This is a genomic window from Candidatus Woesearchaeota archaeon, from assembly GCA_026394965.1.
In the GTDB taxonomy this organism is placed as follows: domain Archaea; phylum Nanobdellota; class Nanobdellia; order Woesearchaeales; family 0-14-0-80-44-23; genus JAPLZQ01.
Genome location: JAPLZQ010000111.1, coordinates 1 through 13,091 on the forward strand (window position 1 = coordinate 1; position 13,091 = coordinate 13,091).

A 13,091-nucleotide genomic window follows, 5' to 3' on the forward strand; every position below is an offset into this window, starting at 1 on the left:
ACTCCTGAACCTGAGATTAAGATAAAGAAGGGAATGTCAAGCGCTGCAAAATTCGTGACTGCAATGCTCATTGCTGCATCGATAATTCTTGCCCTTTATCTGGTGAAGAATAAGAAGGACAGGCTGAAATCTGAAAAGCCCTGATTATTTTTTATTTTTTAATTATCTTTTTTAAGTTTTAATAATAATTTTCTATAAATTAATCCTATTTTTAATTAATCTTAGTTCCATTAATTTTCTTATGCCTTTTTGGGAATCAGATAAATGAGGAGAATACTCCCCTAAGCCCGTAGCTCATAATCATAAACATTACTGTTGTTCCTATTATGAAAACGAAAATGTTCTTTACACCCGCTCTTATGTCTCCGCTCTTTATTATTGAAACAATCATTGCAGAGAAGAATGCTGTAACACCGAGGCAGAGCAGGGCAAAAGTCCTGAACTCGGGGGCTGTTATTGATACTTTTGAGAAGGCAACCGGAAGGGTTCCCATTGCTGACTCTGCAGAGGGCATCTCAAGTGTTGAAGAAAGCTTGCTCACTACAAGGAGAAGCTGGTAAGAAAGCGCCATCAAGAGGGGCGCTGCAAATATTGTTGCTGATGTTATGAAAATCACATAAGTTGAGACATTCGCAGCCATTTCCCTCATCATAAGCTGGTTCTCTTTGATGTTGGTTGAGATTCTTGAAAGGAGGGGGCCCATTTCGCCGCCTGCCTCAAGCCCCTCAATTATAAGGCTGACTGAGCTTTTAAGGACATTTGAATTGTATCTTGATGCGAATTTCCTCAGGGAAACTTCAAGGGAAGTGCCGCTTGCGGTTTCCTTTGCAATCATCTCTATCTCCTTTGCAAGCATTCCAAATCTTGGGCGTATTGCAAACCACAATGCCTTGTCAAGGGTCATTCCTGCATGGACATTTGCGCTTGTCAGCTGCAGAAAATCAGCAAGAACGCTTTCAATCTCGTTTTTTCTCTTGTACATGAGAATGTCCAGGAACAGGAAAACAGAAAGGAAAGCCATGAGGAATATGAAAATGAATCCTATGACAAGCATGGAAAGGAAAACAAGAAGCCCCATTGGGATAGAAGTGCCCATGGAAACGATATAAATGCTGTAAACAATGGACACAAACAGCGCCCCGAGCCCTGAAAACGTTATAATCTTGTCCCTTAATTCCTCGGGAGATGTGTCAAAACCTGATTTAAGGAGATAATACCTGAGAAGGTGCTTTCTTATCTTCTTCCTTTCCTCCTCAATCTTCTTTGCCTTGGCAAAGGATTTCTCATCTGGCCATGATTTTTTCGGATTCTGAGATTCCTTCAAAAGCTCTGCCTTGGAATTTTTCCTGAACATGCTGAAAAATCCCTTTCGCGCCTGCTCATTGGGCTTCTCATGAATTGGAGAGGGAGATTCAGGCTTTGGGCCGGGATGCGCTTCGCTTATGGCTTCTTTTTTTGGAATATTTTCAGGAGCATTCAGAATTTCAGCTTCCTTTTTCATCGAAAAATTTCTCTTTCCTTTTGACTTTCTTTTTTTAGACATTTTTCCTTATATTCCGACAGCAGGCCTTGACGAGCGTATTATAGAGAGGAACATGAACTGCATGAATGCCACAAACATCAGGAACACCATAAGAATCTTGAAGTCAATTGGAATTGACATGAGAGTTGACAGGACTATTGTCATTGTAACGCCAAGCGTTGGAAGGATTATTGCGATTATCATGTAAAACATTGCAAGCGGATTGAGCTTTCTTCCATACTCAGTTATTGAGATGTGCTGCTCTTTCACTATCTGCTCAATTACAGAGCGCAGGCTTTTTGAGGCATCTGCCCCTGTCCTCAGGGAATTGAGAATCTGCCAGAGTATCTTTCTCAAATCATCCGAGGGGGTGAGCTCAACCTCCTCATTAATTGCATCCTCAATGGGCGTTCCTAAATCAATCTGCTTTATTATGTGCCTCATGTATTTCCCAATAGTCTCATAGTTCTGGGCAACACCTATCATTGAATTATAGACATCGATTCCTGACTCAAGCTCAACCATCAGGAATCTTCCTGCAAAAATTATCTCCTTTCCTATCTCCTGCTTTTCCTTCATTATCTTTACATCAGGAGCATGGAGGAAGAAAAAGAAGAATCCAAGGAAGATGAAAACCAGAAAAAACATGATGACCGGCGAAAGCCCAAATCCCTTTACCATCGCCAGCATAATGAATGCAAAGCCTGTGCTCATCATGGCTGTTGTGAGAAGGGTTTTTTTCAGAAAATCCTCTGGAGAGTCCTTGTATTCTGTCTGCCTTAGCTTGAAGGCAAGCTCAGGATACTTCCTTGCAAGTCCGTGAAGCCATATGTTAAAAAGCGCTATTTCATCATCACCCTAAAACATTATAATAATATAATAATAGCTAATATCCAATCCAGTATCCGATCACTCAAACTTCCTGTTGGCCTTGACGAATTTCATGAGATTATCCTTGTCTGTGTAATACTCAGCCATTACAAGCCCAACCTCATCTATGCTCTTAAGATTCTGATTGACAAGCCAGTTGAGGATTAATTCCTTCTCCTTAAGGTCAGATTCTATCTCAGAAACGCTCATTCCGGTGAATAGCTGCAATGAGTCAATGAGGCTTATTGACTTGTTCATGGTGTTCATAACATCCTTTCTCACATCATACTGCATCAGCACATTTGCAGATGCATCTGGGAGAATCTCTGCAAGCTGGAAAGACCTTCTCATGCCTGTTCTCCTGTTCCTGTACTGCACAAGCAGGAGCGATATTGCAGGAAGCATGGACTTGGGAGTGTTAATGGGAGGGCTTGTCAGCCTTGTTATGGTTTCAGAGACGCTGTTTGCGTGCACTGTTGCATAGACGCTGTGCCCTGTGTGAATTGCCTCAAAGAGGACCTCTGCCTCGTTCTGCCTCCTTATTTCTCCTACAAGAATCCTGTCCGGCCTCATTCTCAGTGAATTGACAAGAAGGTCAAGCATTGAAATCTCGCCCTTGCCTTCTGGATTAGGTAGCCTTGTCAGGAGAGGCACCCAATGCAGGAATTTCGGGAGCTGAAGCTCTCTTGTGTCCTCAATTGATATTACTCTCTGGTTTGGAGGGATGAAAGCGGCTATGACATTCAGGGTGGATGTCTTTCCTGATGCAGTTCCTCCTGTAATCAGCATTGAAAGCTCATACTGGATTGCAAGCCATATTATTGCAGCAGCATTCACTGGGATTGTCTTGTTCTGCAGGAGGCTTGTTATTGTCCATGGATCTGAGGCGAATTTCCTGAGGGTGATTGTATTCCCTCTGGATGATATCGGAATTAAAGTGCAGTTTGCCCTGTCTCCTGTGCTCAGGTGGGCGTCAAGAAGCGGGTTTAATATGCTTATCTGCCTTCCAACCTTCCTTCCGATCTGGGCAGCATACTGCTTAACCTGGTCCTCATTCTCAACCCTTACATTTGTCTTGAGCCAGTTGTATTTCTTGTGATAAACCCATGCGGGCTCGTCTGAGCCGTTTATGACAACCTCCTCAAGCTGGTTGTCATCCATAAGAATTTCTATGCTTCCCATCCCGAGGCTTCTCTGGATAAGGTATGCTGTCATGAATTCCTTGTCCTTGTCGCTTGCGTCAGTGAAATACTTGCTTATCAGGAAGCGTATTGACTCGCTGAATCTCTTTTCAACAATATCAGTTCTCTTGACATCAGTCATTTCATTTATCCCTAGGTCAACCTTGTCCACGAGTTCAAGCCTTATCTTCTCAAGAATCATCTGGGTGTTGGCGCTTATTGTAGAAATTGAAACTTCATAGATTGGGACAAACTCTCCTTTTTTCCTGCATATTAAAATGTCAATGGGCATTCCGTCTGAGAGAAAAGAATACTTATCAATTATCCTCCTTTCGGGCTCATCCTTTGCAGAAACAGCGCTTTTAGCTAAGATGGGAGAGGCTTCTGTCTTCTTATGTGTTTTTTCCTCAGAACTTTTCCTTCTAAACAAAAACCTGTTAACTTTCGCCCTTTCCACCACCTCTTTTTTGATAAAACGCTTAAAAAAATAAGCGAATATTAAAAAAATTAAAAAACAAATTTTTTGATTTTGTCAGCATAGATTCCTGAGCTCCCTGAAATCATTGTTCAAATCACGCTTCTTTGCATTAAGCCTCCCTAAGCTTTCCTTCGCCTTGTCCAATGACTGGTCCTTCCCAAATTTTGGCATCATCTCGGATATTTTAAACTGCTGCTGTATTGAATTAAGGCCGCTCTTAACATCTGAAACATCATTTGAGATTTTATTTATAATTTTGGAAATCTCATCCTTGTTCTTAAGAACAGATTCAAAACTTGCCTTAATCCTTTTAAGGCTTGCCTCATGCCGCTCAACATCAGAAATCCAATGCTTAAGCATTTCCTGAAAAAGCTCCCTTTCTGATAAAACCTTTTTTGGAGCTGCTGATACTTTCTCATTTTTCTGCTTTTGGCTTCCTATGATTTTTGAAACTCCTTTGTCAATTATAAGCTGCTTTGTAAGGTGGGACTCTATTTCAACTATCCCCTCATCCTCAAGAAATTCTGCAAGCTTCTGGACAGTTTCCTGCCCGAGATTAAGGAGAGATGATGCTTCCTCAACGGAAACTGATTTTTTCTCTCTCACGAGATTCACAAGCTTGTCCACGTCGGTTTGTATCTCAGCCATTAATCACTCCTATGAAAATGCTCTTTAAAAATGTTTCGCCTGATTATTATTATTACTATTATTGGAAAGCAGGATAATCATCCTGCTCAGCATGTTATATTAATTGCGCTTATCTCATAAAATGAAGCGTGCGAATCATCGGGGTCAAGCCTGAACCAGGAAGGCATGTCCGGATTAGCGAGCGCATTGTCAACGCAGACATAGTTTGTAACCCTGCTGCTGAAATAAATGTAATCCACAACGCTTTTTGTCTTTGCAGTTATCCCCTGGCTTGTGAGCTCTGAAACATCCACAAGGCTTTCTATTCCGTAAGGGGATGCTGAAAGGTTGCCTGAAAGCCTCATAAGGAAGCTTGGCGCGAAAACAGAGGAAACATAATATGAATTGTTAAGGTGGTTGAGAAGGACTGAAGTATCAGAGCCGGATACAAAATCCAATGAAGGCGCCTTATGTATGCTGTTTGCAACCCTGCCGTAAGTGTTGACAGAATAAAGCGGATCTTCAAGGTCAATTATGCTTATCCCTGAAAATATCATCTTTTCCCTGTGCCAAGAAGCAAGCCCGCTGACATCCCAGATGTGCATGCTGACATTTATTCTTATGTCAACCTGCCAGGGCGAGCTTTGGCTTATTGTGAGATTGTTGAATGTGAAATTCACTTTAAGATTCATCTCTTCAGCGTGGCTGTTTATCCGGTAAGCCCAGTCAGAGAAACTGCTCCCTTCTAAGAGGGCTATGGAATAGTTTCCGATGCTTTTATTGAAAAACGCCTCCTGAAATGCAGAGTTCGTGTCATTGAGAAAAAATCCTCTTGAGGACATGTATTCCTCAAGCCCCATAAGTGTTCGAAATCCTGAGATGTAAAGCCCTCTCTCAAGGTCCTTGTCAACATCCTTGACAAAATCATTCATTGACTTTATTCTTGAGCTTAATACCTGCCCCTCTTTCCTGAGCTCATACCTTTTCTGGAAAGATGCTGAAAAAACAAGCACTGCAATAAGATAGATTGCTATCACTGTGAAAAAGAATCCCTTCTTTCCAACTTTCTTCCCAAAAAATCCTTTAATCCTGAATTTTCTCATTTCCAAACCCTTGCCTCTATCCTTGCAGGCCCCCACATTGAAGGCACTCCTGATATTGTTATTGAGTCCACCAGAAGGCTTTCCTGCCCTATGTTAACATCAAGAATCCCGTCTGAATTTATGTCCAGCTGCCGAAAGATGTTGTAAACAGCAACATTAACCGCATCGCCTGAATCATAGGATGATGTCCTGAAAATGCAGCTGCTTGAGCCGGAGTAATCCTGCGGAATCCTGATTGTGGAGTTTGTTCCGTCGTTGAATTCCAAAAGCCAGATGCACCCTGAAGCGTGATTCTGAACACTCGAATAGGATATTGAGCTGTTCATAAGCATTGTGTAAATTATCCTGTCATCAGGGCTTCCGCCAAAGTCCTTCGTTGAAGATGTTCCAACGCTTATACTTATTGGATTATTCCCTGAATGGAGCGCTGACGTGGGTATGCTCACAAGGAATGGGTCTCCAAGGGAGGAATAATTGCTCCCAAAAGCTGAAAGGCTGAAAACCCGCACCGAATTCACAGTAAGGTTATGCGTCCAGTAATATCCTGAATATGAAGTTACCTTTGCGTCGGAAACAGCGAACCCTTCAGGAATTTGCAGGGTTCCTGAAGTTATATAATTTCCAAACTGCTGGCTCTCAAGCGTGATTGGAATCTTCCCAAAAATGAACTGAGGGCTTGAAGGGGTATAGTTTATTCGCAGGTATGAATTCGGGTAAAGAGTTGAATTAACGCCGGTTATAGATACAATTTGGTATGTGTATACAAGCGACTGGTTCACTATGGTCGTAGCTATTTGCTGGTAAAATTCAAGAAGTTCTGTCGGATTGCTGCTCATATATACCGAGCCGTTGCCTGACTGGGCTACCATTACAAGCGTCCTGTTTGCGTTGTAGCATGAACCAAGAGGCCCAAATCCAACAGAATAGACAGTCGCGTTCAGGGATTCATGAACCCTTGATGAGCTGTAGTTGGCGTTCAGAATGGCACCGTTGCAGTCGGTGTTTGCGCAGTCCCCTGAATTTCCGCCACAGCATTCGCTTCCTGTCGTTGAGTTTCCCTTATATGAGCTGGAGCATGATCCTGAACTTGTACACCTGTATCCCGTGATGCCATCGCTCATAACAAGAACATATTTGTTTCTTGATGAATTGCTGCTTGAGTTTAATAAGTTGTACGCTATGTTTATTGCACAGCAGATGCATGTTCCCCCACTCGGATTGTAGGAATCAACCTGATTTTTCAATGCTGTTGAGGAAGTGCTGTAATATGAATTTGCATGGTCGTTAAAATCCACAAGCCACAGTTTGTTCCCTGAAGAATTCATGATTATGTCTATGAATTGGTTGTCAAGGCACTTTGCAAGCGATATTCTGCTTGTGTCATTCTGGTAAAGATTTGGATCATTGCATGCCACTGTTTCCCCGGTGTGATCAGCAGGTGAGACAGTGATGCTGTAGCCGCTGACATTCAAGTAAACTGCTGAAACGTTAATCTCATCATAAATCAGGTTATTGTAAGCATCAAGATTGATTGCCCGAACTTGAATTTTCCTGTTAGCAGCAGTATTCCAAGCGCTTAATACCGCAGCATTATTTGCTGATATTATGCAGTTCCAATCAATAGTGTTCAAAGCATTATTGCCCATTGAAGCGCTAACACTGCAGTTAGAATACGCTACGTAACCAGTGCCGTTGTAGAATGCAACCTGCAAATCAGGACGCAGATTATTAGCATAAGTCGTGTTTGACGCCGCAGGATTATAACTGTCAATGGTAATTATTGCCTTAACTGCAGTAACAACTTGATAATTAACTCCTCCCGCCGAATAATTAACTGCTGTGCTATTCTGCTCAGCAGTCGCGGTGTAGCTTGTTATTTTTTCGCATATTACTGTTACATCATCTAACCAATGGTTTTCTCCGCTGCCTGTGGTTCCTCCGAATCTTATGCTGAAACCAGCATGCAAGTATTGGGAATCATTAGTGCTGTATGTTCTAATCACGTTCCAGTTGTCCTCTGTCCACTGGGTGAGGTCTTGGATATTATCCCAGTTTCCGCTTGAATCATTAAAGAAAAGATTGATGTTCCCTGCATCAAGGTCATCATCTCGAGTCCAGAAACTCACATAAACCTTAGAGCAACCTGAAGTGTTCAAGATTCCGGATTTACTCCACAAATACTTTGTCGATAATGAAGATGCGAGCAGTTGGCTGAATGTTCCAGCATGTTTCTGCGCTGCAGTATTAACATAACCTGAACTCGTCTTCGTCCAATTAGAGAGCGTTGTTCCCTCCTCAAAACCGTCACTTAAAATTGTAGTATTGACTAACGTTACGGCTGCCGAAGTTTTAAACTGCTCAATAGTAGTTTCTAAATCAGCACTCGTCCAATTATAAGTATTATTTGCTGTGTAATCTCCTACTTGCCAGCTCATGCTTCCTGAAACATCTGTAATCAGGATAACATCTGCATTCCCGCCGGTTATGTTACTTAGTTGTTCAAGCGCATAATGCCCTATTTTTATTGGAATTGTCTTATCGCTTATTGCTGAATAATTAAGCGAAGAAGAAAGGTTTGAATTGTTGAGCAGTACAGAAACACTTCCGTTCTGTGTAGAATAATATACAACAACTCCGCCGATATTTACAAAAAGCGGGGGCGCGGTTGTGTAATTGAGGAAAAGCTCCAGAGAGGTTATGTTTCCTAGAGCGTAAAATGACGAGTAAATATTGATGACACTGTCAACTCCGGGCAGGTATTCTGTTTTTGATGCTGTGTTAAGCTGTGAGTCGTAATAAACGTCGCTGTAGTTCAGGTCAGAAGTTTCTGTTTTCACCCTGAGAAATCCCCCGCTTACATATGCCTGGCTGGAATTTGATAGATAAATCTTCATCGTGTTCCTCCCTGGCTGGAAGAGAGAGAATTTTGAGCTGTTGAGGTAGCATTTTTGTGAGTGCATAAACCCTCCTCCTAAGCAGCTCAGGTTGCCTGCGCTGTTGCCGTTTATTGAAAGGGAAAATGGGCTTTCTGTGGAAAATTCAAGGTACGCTTCAGTGATGTTAATATAATTTGAGGGAAGCATGATGAACTGAGTTATGTTCCCCTGCCCGACAAGCCCGCCGAAATATGCATATGACGGAACTGACTTTGAGCGTATTGCCGAGAGGATTGCCCTCGAGGAATATCCCTCCCTGGGGCTGCTCTCATTTATCCCTGAAACAAGGCGGAAGGAGCTGACTAGGTAATCAGAGCTTCTGTTTGAAACATTATGCTCGTAAATTGGCTGGCCGTTTATGAAAATTCCAGAGCTTATGCTCTCAAAATCAGCCCTTAATGAAAGGTTGAGGAATTCCCTTGCGAGATTCTGAGCAACAGCCATGTTTCCCTCTGCCCAGAAATCCCCGATGAGCTCAAGGGCTGAACTGTTTAGGTTGGAATTCTTTATCTGCCCGAGCGCTATCAGAGATTTAAGGTATGAGCTGTTTAATTCGCTTGCTTTCACGCTTGAAAGGCTGACAATCATGTCATTGGAAATATATTCCAGGTTCTGGGTTGGAACAGAGCTTGAGTAAATTATTGAAACGAGGATTATTCCAGAGAGTATTATTGTGGAAGCGAGAAGGGCGTCTATTGTGAAGAAAACACCCTTTTTATCCATGAATCTTTTTGATTCCAAAATCATTGCCTCCATGAATACACGCTCATCCGGTAAAGGGTGCTGTTGTAAAGGACTATTCTCTCTGCGCTTGCAAGCATTGATGAAGAGCTGTTCCTTCCAGCTTGCGCAATTAAATTTCCGAGAGAATCCTTTATCAGAAAATAGTAATGGTTTGTAGTTCCAAAGAGGAATCTTGTTGTGTTGTAATCCTCTGAGCTGATATTGAGGAAGAGGAAAAGCTTGCTCTCGTTTATCTCATAGCCGTCATCGCTTATCCCTATCCTTTTCACATTATCTAGGTTCCAGTTCCTCGGGTAGCCAGGCGTTAGAATGCTGTCTGAAATTGAGTTTGCATCAATCTGGAGCTCCTCGAAGTCAAAATCCCTCTCATCAAAATATTCGCTTGAATACTTGAAATAAACAAGAACAACTGCTATAAAAAGCACTGATGCAATTACAAAGTCAAGAGACCACACCTGCCCTTTTCCATTATTCTTTCTTATGGGCATGATGGCATGTTAAGGCAGATTACGCCTTCCTCCTTTCTTATGTTATTGTAAATTGGGTTAAGGCTTCCCTTTACTTCTGAGAAGAAGAGGGTGTAGTCAAATTTTGAAGAAAATACTGCAAGGGTGTCATTTACGATTATCGCTGTGTAGGGAAGCCCCTCGATTGTCTGGGGCAGGGTGAAATTCCTTGAATAGCCGTCTTCCACAATTGAAGCAACATCAATCTCTGACTGAATCCTGTATGCAATGTCTTTTATCAGAAGGAGCTGCCTCCTGTCCTGAAGAATTGACTGCCTGTCGCTGATTATTCCCAAAAATCCGAGCATGATAACAAAGCCGAAAGCAATGAATATTATGAATTCCATAGTGAGCTGAGCCCTGCTGTTTTTGAAGAATGATTTTTTTGAAAACATTTTTTCCTATTCCCGCTCATCCCTGTATGCTGACATAGCTTCCCATAGATTCAATGTGGATGTATCTTGTGCCCTCTGCCTTATGTATGCTTCCGGTAAGGTTGACATCAGAGGGAACATCCACTTCAGAAATTGCGCTTCCAAATTTTATTCTGAAAACAACTTCCCTGTTGTTTACATCTATGCTGTCCACATTTGAAGGCATATAAACCTTGAGCATTGTTTTTGAAGGAGCGCCAAGATAATAAACCGCCTCTGCCTTGTCAACAACATCCTTTGCAATGTTATACGCCTGCTGGGTTATTATCTGGTTGTTGGAATCCCTTATCTGAAGGTAAAAAACTGAGATTAAGGGTATCAGAAGAAGAGTTACAAACCCTATTATTATTGAGAATTCAAGGCTAACCTGCCCTCTGACCAAACCTCTTTTTCCCATGAAATAAGAGGTATATGGCTCTATTTAAAAAATCTTTGCTCAAAAAAAGAGCGCCAATAAGCCAGAAATGAATTTGGGGGATTTATGCTTGCCTTAGGAAAAGAAAGCGCGAGATTGTTTTAAGCAAAATATTTAAATGAATTGAAAAATGTTAATAATGAAAAAGATGAAAACTAAATCAAAAAAACAGAAAATTGCACTTCTTTTGCTGTTCAACTTAATATTTATCGTATTTGCTTTGGAAGCTTTAATACGCATAACAAAAATCGACCTTGAGCTTGTTAAACCAACGCTTTACCTGCATAATAACGACAGAACAGTTTACATGCACAGCAATAACTCAGGCCGCCTCTATGAACTGATTCCAAATGTGTCAATAATCATTAATCGAAGCGTAGAAGGGAGATCATGCTATGTTGCAGAAGGCGATGAATATCCTGTGATAAATGTATCTATAAACTCGCTTGGATTCAGAGGCCCTGAGATGAAGGCAGAAAAAAGTCAGGGAAAAATAAGAATTTTTGTCTTTGGCGCTTCAAACACATTTGGATTCTGTGCAAGCAACAATGAAACATATCCCGCATATATGCAATATATTCTTGATGAGCGCTACCCGGAAAAGTTTGAAGTGTGGAACGCAGGACTCAACGCATATGTAATGTCACAGGAAGCAGCATATGCAGAGGAGGTTATAAAAAAATACCGGCCAGACATCATAATATTTCAGATTACAAACCGGGGAAGAAGGCCCTTCCTGATGGATGATGAGCAGTTCAAAGAGAACTTCATAAATAAGGAATTATATGATGAAAATTTTCCAATTATCTCAGAAAAAAAGATTCAATCAAATTTTGAGAGATTTCTTGCAAGAAACTCGGGAATTTACAGAAGCATAATCGCAACATACAATAATCTTTTTGTACAAAGAAAGATAAAGAATATGTCTGATTATTACCTCATAGACAATATTAATTATAAATATTTCAGCTCAGGAGCAGCCGTTTATAATGTGAGAAACTTTTACAACATTATAGAAAATAACGACAACCTTAGTTTTGTTCTCATTGGAATTCCGCTTAAGAATTGTGAAAAAAGCACTGAGTACTGCAACATACCTAAGGCAGCAGATTACATTAATCACTACTTTGCATACTGTGATTACAAAGAAGAGAAGAGCAACCTCGCGAAAATCTGCATTGAATTTGTTAATAAAAGCGAAGAATACTACCTGGTACATCCGCCGGCTTATGTTTACAAAGAATATGCAGAAGCAATAGTTAATTCCCTTGAAAAACGCGGTCTAATCAATTAAACTATTATAGCTTCAACTCTGGTTGAATCCTAAATAATGTTTAAATACCTCCCCGTATTACCCCGTTGTTAAATTAAACGGAGGAATCCAAAATGGAAAAAAATGAATGCTGCGGAAAGCACGGAATAATGCATTTTCTGATTATTTTAGGAATAATTGCAATAGCAGTTATGCTCTTCAAGTCATTCGGACAGAAGCAGAACATAACAATAGACAACTCAAACGCGATGGATGCAATATCTGTCTCTGGGGAGTCTCAGATTGAAGTCATGCCTGACAAGGCAATGGTGTATGTGAGCATTGTCACAAACAGCACATCAGCAAAAGAGGCAAAGGATGAGGCAGCGAAAATATTTGCAAATGTAAAGGCAGCGCTCATAAAGGCAGGAGTAGACACAAAGAGCATAGAAAGCGACTCATACTCAATAAACCCAATTTACGAATGGAGCGACATATTCAAGAAAAGCGAATTCAAGGGATACCAGGTTACGCACACCCTGAAAATCACTACAACAGAGATAGATAAGACCGGCGACATAATCGACGCGGCAGTGAATTCAGGAGCAAACCAGGTGGATAGAGTAGTATTTGACCTCTCAAAGGAGCTTGAAAAAGACATTTACCATGAAGCATTGACAGAGGCAGCATCACTTGCAAAGGCAAAAGCAAGTTCAATTGCAGACGCGCTTGAAGTGAATCTTGGAAAGATAAAGACAGTAACTGAGTCAAGCGGATATTACTCGCCTTATGTAAACTATTACAGAAACGACTTTTCCGGAGCAGCAGGAGCAGAAGCAATGAAATCATCAGAGATTATGCCCCAGAAGCTCACTGTAACAGGAATGATAAGCGTCTCTTACTACATTGAGTAAGCATTCAACAAGCATTGAATGAGCAGATACTGAGAAAAAATTATTTTTATTTATTTTATTGATTTTATTTTTATACTTCGGCTTTTGCATGCGCTCACAAGGTTCTACG

12 protein-coding genes are annotated in these 13,091 nt (G+C 41.2%); 3 read left to right on the plus strand and 9 right to left on the minus strand.

Features of this window, described 5'->3' with window-relative positions; translation table 11 throughout:
* Positions 1–256: 256 nt before the first annotated feature.
* Positions 257–1,501 carry a type II secretion system F family protein gene (locus tag NTV63_05235; GenBank protein MCX6710322.1) on the minus strand — a complete coding sequence of 415 codons (1,245 nt, stop codon included), beginning with the start codon at positions 1,499–1,501 and terminating at the stop codon, positions 257–259.
* 48 nt (positions 1,502–1,549) lie between these two features.
* Positions 1,550–2,170: a type II secretion system F family protein gene (locus tag NTV63_05240; protein MCX6710323.1), complete on the minus strand. Its 621-nt coding sequence runs from the start codon at positions 2,168–2,170 to the stop codon at positions 1,550–1,552.
* Here NTV63_05240 and NTV63_05245 point away from each other — a divergent pair.
* Positions 2,151–2,345 carry a hypothetical protein gene (locus NTV63_05245; GenBank protein MCX6710324.1) on the plus strand — a complete coding sequence of 65 codons (195 nt, stop codon included), beginning with the start codon at positions 2,151–2,153 and terminating at the stop codon, positions 2,343–2,345. The two genes, NTV63_05240 and NTV63_05245, sit on opposite strands and share 20 nt — an antisense overlap.
* 86 nt (positions 2,346–2,431) lie before the next feature.
* Here the strand turns inward: NTV63_05245 and NTV63_05250 are convergent, their stop codons facing one another.
* The 7 genes from NTV63_05250 to NTV63_05280 all read right to left on the minus strand — a co-directional run bounded on the left by NTV63_05250 (position 2,432) and on the right by NTV63_05280 (position 10,798).
* Entirely contained in the window at positions 2,432–4,030 is a 1,599-nt protein-coding gene (locus NTV63_05250) for a type II/IV secretion system ATPase subunit (GenBank protein ID MCX6710325.1), read from the minus strand.
* A 75-nt stretch (positions 4,031–4,105) separates the two neighbouring features.
* Positions 4,106–4,699: a hypothetical protein gene (locus NTV63_05255; GenBank protein MCX6710326.1), complete on the minus strand. Its 594-nt coding sequence runs from the start codon at positions 4,697–4,699 to the stop codon at positions 4,106–4,108.
* A gap of 86 nt (positions 4,700–4,785) precedes the next feature.
* On the minus strand, positions 4,786–5,781 hold the full coding sequence (locus NTV63_05260; GenBank protein ID MCX6710327.1) for a hypothetical protein: 996 nt from the start codon (positions 5,779–5,781) through the stop codon (positions 4,786–4,788).
* The gene (locus NTV63_05265; protein ID MCX6710328.1) at positions 5,778–9,458 is read right to left on the minus strand and encodes a hypothetical protein; all 3,681 of its coding nucleotides are present in this window, start codon (positions 9,456–9,458) and stop codon (positions 5,778–5,780) included. Before NTV63_05265 ends, NTV63_05260 begins: the two co-directional genes overlap by 4 nt.
* A 2-nt stretch (positions 9,459–9,460) precedes the next feature.
* Positions 9,461–9,949, minus strand: coding sequence for a hypothetical protein (locus tag NTV63_05270; protein MCX6710329.1), 489 nt, complete (start codon positions 9,947–9,949; stop codon positions 9,461–9,463).
* Positions 9,940–10,362: a hypothetical protein gene (locus NTV63_05275; protein MCX6710330.1), complete on the minus strand. Its 423-nt coding sequence runs from the start codon at positions 10,360–10,362 to the stop codon at positions 9,940–9,942. The genes NTV63_05270 and NTV63_05275 overlap by 10 nt, the downstream gene beginning before the upstream one ends.
* A 16-nt stretch (positions 10,363–10,378) precedes the next feature.
* Positions 10,379–10,798, minus strand: a complete 420-nt coding sequence (locus tag NTV63_05280; protein ID MCX6710331.1) for a hypothetical protein — start codon at positions 10,796–10,798, stop codon at positions 10,379–10,381.
* A 157-nt stretch (positions 10,799–10,955) separates the two neighbouring features.
* Here NTV63_05280 and NTV63_05285 point away from each other — a divergent pair, with 157 nt between their 5' ends.
* Both NTV63_05285 and NTV63_05290 read left to right on the plus strand, forming a co-directional pair.
* On the plus strand, positions 10,956–12,110 hold the full coding sequence (locus NTV63_05285; protein ID MCX6710332.1) for an SGNH/GDSL hydrolase family protein: 1,155 nt from the start codon (positions 10,956–10,958) through the stop codon (positions 12,108–12,110).
* 92 nt (positions 12,111–12,202) lie between these two features.
* Complete coding sequence (locus tag NTV63_05290; GenBank protein MCX6710333.1) at positions 12,203–12,982, plus strand: SIMPL domain-containing protein; 780 nt, start codon at positions 12,203–12,205, stop codon at positions 12,980–12,982.
* The last annotated feature ends 109 nt before the right edge of the window (positions 12,983–13,091 follow it).